Raw genomic sequence first — 14,485 nt, 5'->3', positions numbered from 1 at the left:
CTCGCAGCCTCTCGACTTTCCGCTCATGGCGTCGCCAGGGCGAAGCGCCTACCCTGCGCACCTCGAGACTCGAGTACGCTCAGCACATAGAGAGTTAAACCGCATGCCCACCCGTTCCAAGATCATCTATACCTTCACCGACGAAGCCCCTGCCCTCGCCACCTACTCGCTGCTGCCGATTGTCGAAGCGTTCACCGCCTCGGCCGACATCGCCGTCGAAACTCGCGACATTTCCCTGGCTGGCCGTATCCTCGCGGCTTTCCCGGAGCAACTGGGCGCCGAGAAGCAAGTAGGCGATCACTTGGCGGAACTGGGCCAACTGGCTACCACGCCTGAAGCCAACATCATCAAGCTGCCAAACATCAGCGCCTCGGTACCGCAGCTCAAGGCCGCGATCAAGGAACTGCAAGGCAAAGGCTTCAACATCCCCGACTACGCCGACGAGCCGTCCACCGAGGCCGAGAAAGAATCCCGCGCCCGCTACGACCGCATCAAGGGCAGCGCCGTCAACCCAGTGCTGCGCGAAGGCAACTCCGACCGCCGCGCCCCGCTGTCGGTCAAGAATTACGCACGCAAGCACCCGCACAAGATGGGCGCCTGGGCTGCCGACTCGCAGTCGCACGTTGCCCACATGACCCAAGGCGACTTCTACGGCAGCGAAAAGGCCGCGCTGATCGAGGCTGACGACAGCCTGCGCATCGAGCTGGTCGGCAAAGACGGCACCACCACCGTTCTGAAAGCCAAGACTGCGGTCAAAGCTGCCGAGATCGTCGACTGCGCCACCATGAGCCGCAAGGCCCTGCAAGCCTTCATCGCCGAGCAGATCGCCGATGCCAAGGCCTCTGGCGTGCTGCTGTCGGTGCACCTGAAAGCCACCATGATGAAGGTCTCCGACCCGATCATGTTCGGCGTCATCGTCGAAGCGTTCTACAACGACGTGCTGGCCAAGCACGCCGCCGCACTGGCTGAAGTGGGCTTCAACGCCAACAACGGCATCGGCGACCTGTACGCCCGCATCAAGGACCTGCCAGCTGACAAGCAGGCCGAGATCGAAGCCGACATCCAGGCCCTGTACGCCGTTCGCCCGGCCCTGGCCATGGTCAACTCCGACAAAGGCATCACCAACCTGCACGTGCCGAGCGACGTCATCGTCGACGCCTCGATGCCGGCCATGATCCGTGACTCGGGCAAGATGTGGAACACCGCTGGTGAGCTGCAGGACGCCAAGGCGATCATCCCGGACCGCTGCTACGCCGGCATCTATCAGGCCACCATCGAAGACTGCAAGGCCAACGGCGCCTTCGACCCGACCACCATGGGCAGCGTACCGAACGTCGGCCTGATGGCGCAGAAAGCCGAAGAGTACGGCTCCCACGACAAGACCTTCCAGATCCAGGCCGATGGCGTGGTGCGTGTGGTCGATGGCAAAGGCCAGGTCGTGCTGCAGCAGAACGTCGAAGCGGGTGACATCTTCCGCATGTGCCAGACCAAGGACGCGCCGATCCAGGACTGGGTCAAGCTGGCCGTCAACCGTGCCCGCCTGAGCAACACCCCGGCGGTGTTCTGGCTGGACCCGGCGCGCGCCCACGACGGCGTGATGATCGAGAAGGTGCAGCAGTACCTGAAGGATCACGACACCACCGGCCTGGACATCCGTATCCTGGCACCGGTCGACGCCATCAAGTTCTCCCTGGCCCGCATCCGCGAAGGCAAGGACACCATCTCGGTGACCGGCAACGTGCTGCGCGACTACCTGACCGACCTGTTCCCGATCATGGAGCTGGGCACCAGCGCCAAGATGCTGTCGATCGTGCCGCTGATGAACGGCGGCGGTCTGTTCGAAACCGGCGCTGGCGGTTCGGCACCCAAGCACGTGCAGCAGTTGGTCGAAGAGAACTTCCTGCGTTGGGACTCGCTGGGTGAGTTCCTGGCCCTGGCCGCTTCCCTGGAGCACCTGGGCAACACCTACGACAACCCGCGTGCCAAGGTCCTGGCCAACACCCTGGACCAAGCCACCGGCAAGTTCCTCGACACCAACAAGTCGCCTTCGCGCAAAGTCGGTGGTATCGACAACCGCGGCAGCCACTTCTACCTGACCCTGTACTGGGCCGAAGCCCTGGCCGCCCAGACTGACGACGCCGCCCTGCAGGCGCGCTTCGCCCCGCTGGCTAAAACCCTGGCCGAGAACGAAGCGACCATCGTCGCCGAGCTCAACGCCGTTCAGGGCAAGCCGGCCGACATCGGTGGCTACTACGCCACGGATGCCGAGCTGACCGCCAAGGTAATGCGCCCAAGCCAGACCTTCAACAGCGCCATTGCCGCTCTGTAAGGTTCGCTTGATGTAACACCGCAAACCCCGGCCACGCACCGGGGTTTGTGCTTTTTAGCCGCAAGCTGCAAGCCACAAGTCAAAGCAGCCCGCGTACTGCTTCGACTTGTGGCTTGCAGCTTGAAACTTGCTACTTAGGGAGAGAATCGACCGTGTCTTGGCAACCCCATATCACCGTCGCCACCGTCGTCGAGCATGAGGGCAAATTCCTCTTCGTCGAAGAGTTCAAAGCTGGCCAGCATGTCTTCAACCAGCCCGCTGGCCACCTGGAACCCAACGAAACCCTGCCCCAGGCCGCCCTGCGCGAAACCCTCGAAGAAACCGCCTGGGAAGTCGAACTGACCGGCGTGGTCGGCATCTACCTGTACACCGCACCCAGCAATGGCGTGACCTACCAGCGCATCTGCTTCGCCGCACGCCCGGTGCGCCATCACGCCGACCTGGGGCTGGACAGCGACATCGTCCGCGCCGTCTGGCTGACCCGCGACGAGCTGCTCGCCGACCCTAGCCGCTGGCGCAGCGAGCTGGTGGCGCGCTGCCTCGACGATTACCTGGCCGGCCCGCTGCACAGCCTCGCCCTGCTGCGCGACTGACGCGCGGCCTCGGGTTTGATAGAATCGGCGTTTTTCCCCTCTGATACACATCGGTAGCCATGACCAGCCCAGCACTCAAAGACCCCGCCAAGACCCGCGTCATCGTCGGCATGTCCGGCGGCGTGGACTCTTCCGTCTCCGCCCTTCTGCTCATGGAGCAGGGCTACCAGGTGGAAGGGCTGTTCATGAAAAACTGGGAAGAGGACGACGGCACCGAATACTGCACCGCCCGCGAAGACCTGGCCGACGCCCAGGCCGTGTGCGACCGCATCGGCATCAAGCTGCACACCGCCAACTTCGCCGCCGAGTACTGGGACCACGTGTTCGAGCACTTCCTCGAAGAATACAAGGCCGGCCGCACGCCCAACCCCGACATCCTCTGCAACCGCGAAATCAAGTTCAAGGCGTTTCTCGACTACGCCCTGTCGCTGGGTGCCGACCTGATCGCCACCGGCCACTACGTGCGCCGCCGCGACACCGGTGAGCTCACCGAGCTGCTCAAGGGCCTGGACCCGAACAAGGACCAGAGCTACTTCCTGCATGCCGTCGGCGGCAAGGAAATCGCCCGCACCCTGTTCCCGGTCGGCGAACTGGAAAAACCCGAAGTCCGCGCCATTGCCGAAAAGCACGGCCTGGCCACGGCCAAGAAAAAGGACTCCACCGGTATCTGCTTCATTGGCGAGCGCCGCTTCAGCGACTTCCTCAAGCAGTACCTGCCGGCCCAGCCAGGTGAAATCCAGACCACCGACGGCGAAGTCATCGGCCGCCATCATGGCCTGATGTACCACACCATCGGCCAGCGCCAGGGCCTGGGTATCGGCGGCCTCAAGGATGCCGGTGACGAGCCGTGGTACGTGCTCGACAAAGACCTCTCGCGCAACGTGCTGGTGGTCGGCCAGGGCAATGAGCACCCGTGGCTGTTCTCCCGCGCCTTGCTGGCCTCGGACATCTACTGGGTCAACCCAATCGACCTGTCCAGCCCACGCCGCCTGACTGCCAAGGTGCGTTACCGCCAGGGCGACCAGGGTTGTACCCTTGAGCGCAGCGAAAACGGCTACCGCGCGGTGTTCGACGAGCCGCAGCGGGCCGTGACGCCCGGCCAGTCGGTGGTGTTCTACGACGGCGAGGTATGCCTGGGTGGCGGCGTGATCGAGACCGCCGAGCCCTGGAGCCCGCGCGCATGAGCAACCTGCAGGAGCAATTGATTGCCCTGGGCGGTGTGTTCCAGGCCGCCGTGCTGGTCGACCGCATCGCCCGCACCGGCCAGGCCAGCGAGGCCAACATCGGCTGCATGCTGGGTAGCCTGCTGGTACGCGACCCCAAGGACACCCTGGAGGTGTTCGGCGGTGACGACCTCAACCTGCGCGACGGTTACCGCGCCCTGGTCGGCGCGCTCGAGCGCGACCCCAGCAGCCTGCAGCGCGAGCCACTGCGCTATGCCCTGTCGATGCTGGGCCTGGAACGCCAGCTGGCCAAGCGCGGCGACCTGCTCGACACCATCGGCAACCGCCTGCCGCAGATCCAGTCGCAGGCCGACCATTTCGGCCTGGTTCATGAAAACGTCATCGCTTCCAGTGGAGCCTTGTACCAGGACACCCTGAGCACTTTGCGCCAGCGTATTCAGGTACACGGCGACATGCGCTTCCTGCAGCAGCCCAGCAACGCCTCGAAGATCCGCGCCCTGCTGCTGGCCGGCATCCGCGCCGCGCGCCTGTGGCGCCAACTGGGCGGCCATCGCTGGCAGTTGGTGTTCAGCCGCCGCAAGCTGCTCAACGAACTGTACGACATGATGCGCACGTCGTCCTGAAGAAAAACGCCGGACCTGTAGGAGCGGCCTTGCGTCGCGAAAGGGCTGCCCAGCAGCCCCAGAATCGCCGCCCCAGCATAGATTGCCGGGGCCGCTGCGCAGCCCTTTCGCGACGCAAGGCCGCTCCTACAGGCATTTTTCATGTATGATATGCGCCCTTCCAAAAGCCTGACTGTCCGAGAACACCCCATGCAGCTTTCCTCGCTCACTGCGGTTTCCCCTGTAGACGGCCGTTATGCCGGCAAAACCCAGGCCTTGCGCCCCATTTTCAGCGAATACGGCCTGATCCGTTTCCGCGCCCTGGTCGAAGTACGCTGGTTGCAGCGCCTGGCCGCCCACCCGCAAATCGGCGAAGTGCCGGCGTTCTCCGCCGAAGCCAACGCCGTGCTGGACACCCTGGCCACCGATTTCAAACTTGAGCACGCCGAACGCGTCAAGGAAATCGAGCGCACCACCAACCACGACGTCAAGGCCATCGAGTACCTGCTCAAGGAGCAGGCTGCCCAGCTGCCTGAGCTGGCCAAGGTCAGCGAGTTCATCCACTTCGCCTGCACCAGCGAGGACATCAACAACCTGTCCCACGCCCTGATGCTGCGCGCCGGCCGTGACGAAGTGCTGCTGCCGCTGATGCGCCAGATCGCCGACGCCATCCGCGCCCAGGCCCACGCCCTGGCCGACGTGCCGATGCTGTCGCGCACCCACGGCCAACCGGCTTCGCCGACCACCCTGGGTAAAGAGCTGGCCAACGTCGTGTACCGCCTGGAGCGCCAGATCGCCCAGGTGGCCGCCGTGCCGCTGCTGGGCAAGATCAACGGCGCCGTAGGCAACTACAACGCCCACCTGTCGGCCTATTCGCAGATCGACTGGGAAGCCAACGCCCGCGCCTTCATCGAAGACGAGCTGGGCCTGCAGTTCAACCCGTACACCACCCAGATCGAGCCACACGACTACATTGCCGAGCTGTTCGATGCGATCGCCCGCTTCAACACCATCCTCATCGACTTCGACCGCGATGTGTGGGGCTACATCTCCCTGGGCTACTTCAAGCAGAAGACCGTCGCGGGCGAAATCGGCTCGTCGACCATGCCGCACAAGGTCAACCCGATCGACTTCGAAAACTCCGAAGGCAACCTGGGTATCGCCAACGCGCTGTTCCAGCACCTGGCCAGCAAGCTGCCGATCTCGCGCTGGCAGCGTGACCTGACCGACTCCACCGTGCTGCGCAACCTGGGCGTGGGCTTCGCACACAGCGTCATCGCCTACGAAGCCAGCCTCAAGGGCATCGGCAAGCTGGAAGTCAACACTGCACGCATCGCCGCCGACCTGGACGCCTGCTGGGAAGTGCTGGCCGAGCCGATCCAGACGGTCATGCGCCGCTTCAACATCGAGAACCCCTACGAGAAGCTCAAAGAGCTGACCCGTGGCAAGGGCATCACCCCTGAAGCGCTGCTGACCTTCATCGACGGCCTGGACATGCCAGCCGACGCCAAGGCCGAGCTCAAGCTGCTGACCCCTGCTACCTACATCGGTAACGCGGCAGCACAGGCCAAACGCATCTAAGCTGACCGTCGCGTTCAACGCCCGGCTTAGCCGGGCGTTTTTATTCCCGGACGAAAATTACCTTTTTTCAATAGGTTGAACATGAATCCTGATACTCCACTGCAGCTGCTGGGCGGCATCTCTGCCCGCGAATTCATGCGCGACTACTGGCAGAAGAAGCCCCTGCTGGTACGCCAGGCCTTCCCCGACTTCATCAGCCCGATCGAACCCGACGAACTGGCCGGCCTGGCGCTGGAAGAAGAAGTCGAATCGCGCCTGGTGCTCGAACACGGCGAACGCCCTTGGGAACTGCGTCGCGGCCCGTTCGAGGAAGATGTCTTCGCCACCCTGCCCGAGCGTGACTGGACCTTGCTGGTACAGGCCGTGGACCAGTTCGTCCCGGAAGTAGCCGAACTGCTGCAAGAGTTCCGCTTCCTGCCCAGCTGGCGCATCGACGATGTGATGGTCAGCTTCGCTGCCCCCGGTGGCAGCGTCGGCCCGCACTTCGACAACTACGACGTGTTCCTGCTGCAAGGCCACGGCAAGCGCAACTGGAAGATCGGCCAGATGTGCAACAGCGACAGCCCGCTGATCGAGCACGCCGACCTGCGCATCCTGGCCGACTTCGAACAGAGCGGTGAGTGGACCCTGGAGCCCGGCGACATGCTCTACCTGCCGCCGCGCCTGGCCCACTACGGCGTAGCCGAGGACGACTGCCTGACCTACTCGGTCGGTTTCCGTGCCCCGAGCGCCGCCGAAGTGCTGACCCACTTCACCGACTTCCTCGGCCAGTTCCTGCCGGACGAAGAGCGCTACAGCGACGCCGACGCGCAGCCGGTCAGCGACCCGCACCAGATCCAGCACGATGCCCTCGACCGCCTCAAGGGCCTGCTCGACAAGCACATGGGTGACAAGGACCTGCTGCTGACCTGGTTCGGCCAGTTCATGACCGAGCCGCGCTACCCGGAGCAGGTGGTGGGTGAAGAGCTGAACGAGAAAGAGCTGATCGAAGCCCTTGAGGATGGCGCCATCCTGATCCGTAACCCAAGTGCGCGCATGGCCTGGTCAGAGCTCAATGACGACCTGATGCTGTTCGCCAGCGGCCGTAGCTGCCCACTGCCCGCCAAGCTGCGTGAGCTGCTGAAGCTGGTCTGTGCGGCGGACGCGTTACACATCGAAAACCTTGCAGAGTGGTTGGAGGATGAAGATGGCCTTATGCTGGTACAGCAGCTGATCAAACAAGGAAGCCTGGGATTCGCCAATGAATAAGATTCGTGTGCGCCTCGCCGACTGGCATAAGGACAACGCCGACATACGGCGTATCCGTGAAGCGGTGTTCATTGCCGAACAGCACGTACCGCCAGAGCTCGAGTGGGACTCGGACGATCCGACTGCGGTGCACTTCCTGGCCCTGGAGGGTGACTACCCGATCGGTACCGCCCGCCTGCTGCCCGACGGCACTATCGGCCGAGTATCGGTACTCAAGGACTGGCGCGGGCTGAAGGTGGGCGATGCACTGATGAATGCGGTCATCATCGAAGCCCAGCAGCGCGACCTGAAGCAGCAGACACTCAGTGCCCAGGTGCACGCCACGCCGTTCTACGAGCGCCTGGGCTTTCGCGTCGTCAGCGAAGAGTTCCTTGAAGCCGGCATCCCGCATGTGGACATGGTGCGCGACTCTCGCGAAATCGCCTGATCCCTAAGCGTTTGCCTGCACTGCCCCGCGAAAGGGGCAGCGCAGGCAAAACATGTCGACCGACAAAACCTGTACATCCATCCAGATAAAACTTGCCTCTGCGCCCCTGCTTGCGCATCCTAGTGCCCATCACCCCCGATGAAGCGTTTGCGGCCATGCGCCTGTTCCTCTGCGAAAAACCCTCCCAGGCAAAAGACATCGCCAAAGTACTCGGCGCCACTCGCAAGGCCGACGACTGCTGGCAAGGCACCGATGTCTGCGTGACCTGGTGCATTGGCCACCTGCTCGAAACCGCCCCGCCCGACAGTTACGACGAACGCTACAAGCGCTGGAACCTCGCCGACCTGCCGATCATTCCCGAAAAATGGAAGATGCTGGTCAAACCCAAGACCGCCAGCCAGTTCAAGGCCGTCAAGCGCCTGCTCGGCGAAGCGCGCGAACTGGTGATCGCCACCGACGCCGACCGCGAAGGCGAGATGATCGCCCGCGAACTGGTCGAGCACTGCCGTTACCGCGGGCCGATCCAGCGTTTGTGGCTGTCGGCACTCGACGATGCCTCCATCCGCAAGGCCCTGGCGCGCCTGCTGCCCGGCCAGGAGACGTTCAGCCTTTACCACTCGGCGCTGGGCCGCTCCCGTGCCGACTGGCTGATCGGCATGAACATGAGCCGGCTGTTTACCTTGCTCGGCCGCCAGTCCGGCTACCAAGGGGTGTTGCCGGTAGGCCGGGTGCAGACGCCGACCCTGCGCCTGGTGGTGGACCGCGATCGCAGCATCGCCGACTTCGTGCCAGTGCCGTTCTGGGCCATCGACGTGCAACTCGAACATGCCGGCCAAGGCTTCAATGCCCAATGGCGGGCCCCGGAGGACGCCTGTGACGACCAGGGCCGGTGCCTCAACCCGGCCTTGGCGCAACAGGCTGCCGCCGATATGAGTAACGCGGGCACGGCCCGAGCGGTCAAGGTGGCGACAGAACGCGTGCGCGAAGCTGCCCCCCTGCCCTTCGACCTGGGCACCCTGCAGGAGCTGTGCTCGAAAAAGTTTGGCCTCGGCGCCCAGGAAACCCTCGACATCGCCCAGGCCCTGTACGAAACCCACAAGCTGATCACCTACCCGCGCAGCGACTGCGGCTACCTGCCACTGAGCCAGCACGCCGAGGCGCCCGCCATTCTCGCAGCGTTGCAGCGCGCCGATAGCAGCCTTGCGCCGCTGCAGCCTTACCTTGAGCCACAGCGCCGCTCCCGTGCCTGGAACGATGCCAAGGTCAGTGCCCACCACGGCATCATTCCCACAGCAGCGGCCAGCGACCCCGCGCGCCTGCCCGCCAAGTACAAAGCGGTCTACACCTTGATACGTGCCCGTTACCTGGCGCAGTTTCTGCCCAACCACGAGTACGACCGCACCCAGGCCGATTTCGACTGTGCGGGCCATGCCCTGCGCGCCGTGGGCAAGCAGATCGTCGAGCCTGGCTGGCGGCGTGCCTTGCCCGAGGCATTGACCCCGGCCAAAGGCCGCGAGGCAGCGCCAGCCCAGGTCCTGCCAGCCTTGCGCGAAGGCCAGGACTGCAACGTGCAAGGCCTGCAGCTGAAGGACATGTGGACCCAGCCACCCAAGCCCTTCACCGAAGGCGACCTGATCAAGGCGATGAAGAACGTCGCCAAACTGGTAGATGACCCTCGGCTGAAACAGAAGCTCAAGGAAACCACCGGCATCGGCACTGAAGCGACCCGGGCCAGCATCATCCAGGGCCTGCTCGACCGCGGCTACCTGGTCAAGCACGGCAAGGCCTTGGCCGCGACGCCTGCGGCCTTCAGCCTGATCGACGCCGTGCCACGCGCTATCGCCGACCCCGGCACCACGGCAATCTGGGAGCAGGCCCTGGACATGGTGCAGAGCGGTGAAATGAGCCTGGAAGAGTTCGTCGCCCGGCAGTCGGCCTGGATGGGCAAGCTGGTCGAGCGCTGCAGCGGCATGCGCATGACCATCACAGGGCCGGCAGCCGGCGCCGCGCCGCCCTGGAAAAAGAAGCGCCGGGGCGGCGGGAAAGGCAAAACCACCGCAAGCAAGGCGGCCGCAGGCAAGCCAAGGCAACCGAGGAAAAAGGCGGCAACCTGACCCCTGGCAATGCCAAAACCACAAAACCCGACAAACAAACTGGCGCCGTGAAATTTACCTGCTAAATTTTCATGAAAATAATGATAAAAATTTTCATGAGGCCCCGGCATGTTCAAGCAATCCGCGCAACACATTGCCACCTACTACGCCCAGACCTACCCCACCCCTATTCCTCTACGCCCTACTCTGCAAGGCCCACACGACACTGAGGTGCTGATTGTCGGCGCCGGGTTCAGCGGCCTGCACACCGCCCTGCGCCTGGCCATGGCCGGCAAGCGAGTGACGCTGCTGGAAGCCAGCCGTGTGGCCTGGGCTGCGTCCGGGCGCAACGGTGGCCAGGCGTTGCTGGGCTGGTCATGCGACATGCCGCCGTTGGAAAAAGCCCTCGGCATCGAACGCACTAGGCGCTTGTGGGACAGCATGTGCTGGGCCGCCGATGAAATGCGTGAACTGCCGCAACGCCATGGTTTCGATGTCGACTATCGGCTTGGCAGCTTGTGGACCGCCGTGTTGCCACGGCGGGTGAAGATGCTTGAGGATGCCCTGCATGACGCCCAGGCCAAGTGGGGCTATGACGCCCTGCGCCTGATTGGGCGCGATGAGCTGCCCCAGTGGATCGACAGCCCGCGCTACCAGGCTGCGCTGTATGACGCCAAAGGTGCACACCTCAACCCGCTCAAGCTGGCCCAGGGCCTGGCCAGCACTATCGAGGCAGCCGGCGGGCACATCTTCGAGCAAAGCCAGGTGCTCGACTACCAGAAGACCGGCAACGGGTATGTCACCCGCACCGGCCATGGCGAGGTGCACAGCCAGGTCCTGGTGCTGGCCTGCAACGCCTACATCGACCGCCTCGACCCGGCACTGTCGCGCCGTTTGCTGCCCGTTGGCTCCTACCAGGTAACGACCGCGCCACTGGAAGCCGACTTCGCCAAATCATTACTGCCGCGCAACAGCTGCGTGATCGACAACCAGTTCGTGCCCGACTATTTCCGCCTTACCCCCGACAACCGCCTGCTGTTCGGCGGCGGCTGCACCTACCTGGGCGGCATCCCCAAGGACGTGGCCGGCGCCACCCGCCCCTACCTTGAACGGGTGTTCCCGCAATTGGCTGGGGTGGCCATCGACTTTGCCTGGGGCGGCCACATCGACTGCAGCATCCAGCGCACGCCCGACATCGGCCGTGACGGCCAGCGCTATTGGTTGCAGGGTTTCTCCGGTCATGGCGTGCTGCCTACCCTGGCTGGGGCGCGGGCGGTCAGCGATGCGATCCTCGGCAACGACGACCTGCTGACGCTGTACCAAGGCATCGACAACGGTCGCTTCCCTGGCGGCGACTTGATAGCCGCACCGCTGGAGGCCGCGGCCAAAGCCTGGTACAGGTTGCGCGACCATGTCTGATGAAGTTCAAACACTGGCGGTGCTGATCCGCGACCTGCGCAAGCACCGCGGGCTGACGCTTGACGAGCTGGCCGGCAAGGTCAAGCGCTCACTGGGCTTTCTCTCGCAGGTCGAGCGCGGCCTGTCGCGCCCGACCGTGGCCGACCTGACGGCCATCAGCGAAGCCCTGCACGTGCCGACCACCTATTTCTACCAGGCCGGCCAGCCGCGCCCGCTGGACTGGGTCACCCGGCCCGGTGAACGGCGCACGATCTACTACGCCGAGGGCATCAGCGACGTGCTGGTATCGCCCACCCTCAATGGCGGCTTCTCCATGCTCGAAAGCCACCTGGCGCCTGGCGCCAGCAGTGGCGAGGGGCACCTGAACGACAGTTCCGAGCAAGGCGGCTTCGTCCTCGAAGGCGAGCTGACGCTTTGGCGCGAAGGCCACGCCGAGGCGGTGACGCTGCGGCGCAACGACAGCTTTCAGCTCCCCCCGCACAACCAGTTCCGCTACGCCAACCTGACCGACCAGACGACCCGGGTCCTCTGGGTCTTCCGATGAGAGCACAGCATGACCATCACCACAGGTTTTCCCGATCTGCTCAGTGAAGTACGCGCGTTCCGTGCCCGCTACCCCGACGTACGCCACGTCGACCTGCTGAGCCTGGATATCCCCGGGCATTTCTACGGCAAGCGCTACCCCATCGACATGCTGGAAAAGGTCGCCGCCGGCAGCCCGCTGAAACTGCCACAGAACTGCGTGCTGCTGGGGGTACAGGGCGGGTTGTTCCCGATTGGCGACTATTGCTTCAACGATGGAGACCCGGATGCGCTGCGGCGCCTGATCCCCGGCACCCTCAAGCCGGTCACCTGGGAGCGCGAGCCGCTGGGCCAGATGCTGATCAGCTCCGATGGCACCGCAGCGCCCATCGAGTTCGAGCCACGAGAAGTGCTCGCCCGCGTGTTGCAGCGCCTGGCCCGGCGCGGCATTCGCCCGGTCGTGGCGTTCGAACTGGAGTTCTACCTGTTTGAGCGGGCACTCAAGGAAGGCCTGCCACAGTTTCCGCGCGACCCGTTCAGCGATGACCCGGACGATCAGCCCAACATGCACATCGAGCGGCTATCGCGCTTCAGCGATGTGCTGCGCGACATGGTCGAAACGGCCAACGCGCAGGGCGTCGACGCCAACGTCATCACGGCGGAATTGGGGCCGGGCCAGTTCGAGATCAACTTCGGCCACTGCGACGACGGCCTGCGCGCCGCCGACTGGGCAGCCCTGTTCTGCCGCAGCACCCGTGGCGTGGCGCTCAAGCATGGCCTGCGCGCCTCGTTCATGAGCAAACCCTACCTGCAAGCCCCGGGCAGCGGCATGCATGTGCATGTAAGCCTGTATGACAACGACGGCAACAACCTGCTGGCCGCCGACGGGCAGCGCCCGCTGCGCCAGGCGGTGGCAGGTTGCCTGGCGACCCTGCCGCACTGCATGCCGATCTTTGCCGCCAACCACAATGCATTTCGCCGCTATGGCGCCATGGTCAACGCTGCCAGCCGTGCGAGCTGGGGCTTCGAGGACCGCGATGCGTGCATCCGCATTCCCGAGTCCGATGCGCGCAATTTACGCATCGAGCATCGTCTGGCGGGTGCCGACGCCAACCCGTACCTGGTGCTGGCGGCGATCCTGTGTGGCATGGAGCATGGGCTGGATGCGGCGCGGGAGCCGATTGCGCCGCTGAACGAAGACCGTGGCAGCGGTATCGACTTTCCGAAGGACATGCTCAGCGCCGTAGCCGCGATGCGCAATCACCCGGCGGTGAATGAGGGGCTGGGCGAAGAGTTCGTGATGGTGTATTGCGAGAACAAGCGTCAGGACCATTTGGCGTTCATGCAGGAGGTCAGTGCCAGAGAATATCGATGGTTCCTGTAATGACTTGATTGTCAGTGCTGGCCCTTTCGCGGGGCCAGCCCGCTCCCACAGGTCTCCCACAAGGTTGGAGATTGTAGTGGGAGCGGGCTTGCCCCGCGAAAGGGCCGGTACTGACAAGACCAGAATCTCTCCTATTCTCAATAGCTCACTTGGCAATCCCCCTGCACAGAGGAGCCGCGACCATGAGCTACGTAACCACGAAGGATGGCGTTCAGATCTTCTACAAGGACTGGGGCCCGCGCGATGCGCCGGTCATCCACTTCCACCACGGCTGGCCGCTGAGTGCCGACGACTGGGACGCCCAGCTGCTGTTTTTCCTGGCCGAGGGCTTTCGCGTGGTCGCCCACGACCGCCGCGGCCATGGGCGCTCCAGCCAGGTGTGGGACGGCCATGACATGGACCACTACGCCGACGACGTGGCGGCCGTTGTCGAACACCTGGGCATCCAGGGCGCGGTGCATGTAGGCCACTCGACCGGCGGCGGCGAAGTGGTGCGCTACATGGCGCGCTACCCCGGCGACAAGGTCGCCAAGGCGGTACTGATTGCCGCCGTGCCACCGCTGATGGTGCAAACACCTGCCAACCCGGGCGGCCTGCCCAAGTCGGTGTTCGACGGCTTCCAGGCCCAGGTGGCAGATAACCGGGCGCAGTTCTACCGCGACGTGCCGACAGGGCCCTTTTATGGCTACAACCGGCCTGGCGTCGAACCTGCTGAAGGCATCATCGGCAACTGGTGGCGCCAGGGCATGATCGGCAGCGCCAAGGCGCACTACGACGGCATCGTTGCGTTCTCGCAGACTGACTTCACCGAAGACCTGAAGGGCATCAACCAACCGGTTCTGGTGATGCATGGCGACGATGACCAGATCGTGCCCTACGAGAATTCCGGCCCGTTGTCAGTTAAGTTGCTGCCTAACGGCACGCTGAAGACTTACAAAGGCTTCCCGCACGGCATGCCCACCACCCATGCCGATGTGATCAATGCCGATTTGCTGGCATTCATCCGCAACTGAAGCGGTGCCAGTGCGGGCCCCTATGGCAGCGGGTTTACCCGCGAAACGGCCCGCACTGGCAACACCCACTCGTCAGGATTACCATGTCCC

General features: G+C 64.1%; 12 protein-coding genes. All 12 read left to right on the top strand.

Translation table 11 applies throughout. The features are described from left to right. The first annotated feature begins 103 nt into the window (after positions 1 to 103). A complete protein-coding gene (locus PC358_RS00310; protein ID WP_033696729.1) occupies positions 104 to 2,329 on the top strand; it encodes an NADP-dependent isocitrate dehydrogenase in 2,226 nt (741 codons plus the stop codon). Between the two features lie 152 nt (positions 2,330 to 2,481). Continuing rightward, positions 2,482 to 2,922: an NUDIX hydrolase gene (locus PC358_RS00305; RefSeq protein ID WP_033696728.1), complete on the top strand. Its 441-nt coding sequence runs from the start codon at positions 2,482 to 2,484 to the stop codon at positions 2,920 to 2,922. A gap of 59 nt (positions 2,923 to 2,981) precedes the next feature. Continuing rightward, positions 2,982 to 4,106: a tRNA 2-thiouridine(34) synthase MnmA gene (gene mnmA / locus PC358_RS00300; RefSeq protein ID WP_033696727.1), complete on the top strand. Its 1,125-nt coding sequence runs from the start codon at positions 2,982 to 2,984 to the stop codon at positions 4,104 to 4,106. After that, the gene (gene hflD / locus PC358_RS00295; protein WP_033696726.1) at positions 4,103 to 4,729 is read left to right on the top strand and encodes a high frequency lysogenization protein HflD; all 627 of its coding nucleotides are present in this window, start codon (positions 4,103 to 4,105) and stop codon (positions 4,727 to 4,729) included. Before mnmA ends, hflD begins: the two co-directional genes overlap by 4 nt. A gap of 189 nt (positions 4,730 to 4,918) precedes the next feature. Beyond that, a complete protein-coding gene (gene purB, locus PC358_RS00290) occupies positions 4,919 to 6,289 on the top strand; it encodes an adenylosuccinate lyase (RefSeq protein ID WP_033699922.1) in 1,371 nt (456 codons plus the stop codon). A gap of 81 nt (positions 6,290 to 6,370) precedes the next feature. Continuing rightward, entirely contained in the window at positions 6,371 to 7,537 is a 1,167-nt protein-coding gene (locus tag PC358_RS00285; protein ID WP_033696725.1) for a ribosomal protein uL16 3-hydroxylase, read from the top strand. After that, complete coding sequence (locus tag PC358_RS00280; protein WP_033696724.1) at positions 7,530 to 7,964, top strand: GNAT family N-acetyltransferase; 435 nt, start codon at positions 7,530 to 7,532, stop codon at positions 7,962 to 7,964. The genes PC358_RS00285 and PC358_RS00280 overlap by 8 nt, the downstream gene beginning before the upstream one ends. Before the next feature lie 155 nt (positions 7,965 to 8,119). Further along, positions 8,120 to 10,078 carry a DNA topoisomerase III gene (locus tag PC358_RS00275; protein WP_033699921.1) on the top strand — a complete coding sequence of 653 codons (1,959 nt, stop codon included), beginning with the start codon at positions 8,120 to 8,122 and terminating at the stop codon, positions 10,076 to 10,078. Between the two features lie 108 nt (positions 10,079 to 10,186). After that, positions 10,187 to 11,476 carry an NAD(P)/FAD-dependent oxidoreductase gene (locus PC358_RS00270; protein WP_033696722.1) on the top strand — a complete coding sequence of 430 codons (1,290 nt, stop codon included), beginning with the start codon at positions 10,187 to 10,189 and terminating at the stop codon, positions 11,474 to 11,476. Further along, on the top strand, positions 11,469 to 12,020 hold the full coding sequence (locus PC358_RS00265) for a helix-turn-helix domain-containing protein (RefSeq protein WP_033696721.1): 552 nt from the start codon (positions 11,469 to 11,471) through the stop codon (positions 12,018 to 12,020). Before PC358_RS00270 ends, PC358_RS00265 begins: the two co-directional genes overlap by 8 nt. Before the next feature lie 15 nt (positions 12,021 to 12,035). Further along, on the top strand, positions 12,036 to 13,382 hold the full coding sequence (locus PC358_RS00260) for a glutamine synthetase family protein (protein WP_077068516.1): 1,347 nt from the start codon (positions 12,036 to 12,038) through the stop codon (positions 13,380 to 13,382). 182 nt (positions 13,383 to 13,564) lie between these two features. Next, a complete protein-coding gene (locus PC358_RS00255) occupies positions 13,565 to 14,395 on the top strand; it encodes an alpha/beta fold hydrolase (protein WP_033696719.1) in 831 nt (276 codons plus the stop codon). Positions 14,396 to 14,485: the final 90 nt, after the last annotated feature.

Source organism: Pseudomonas capeferrum (assembly GCF_000731675.1).
Taxonomy (GTDB): domain Bacteria; phylum Pseudomonadota; class Gammaproteobacteria; order Pseudomonadales; family Pseudomonadaceae; genus Aquipseudomonas; species Aquipseudomonas capeferrum.
This window is presented reverse-complemented; position numbering and strand designations above follow the sequence as displayed.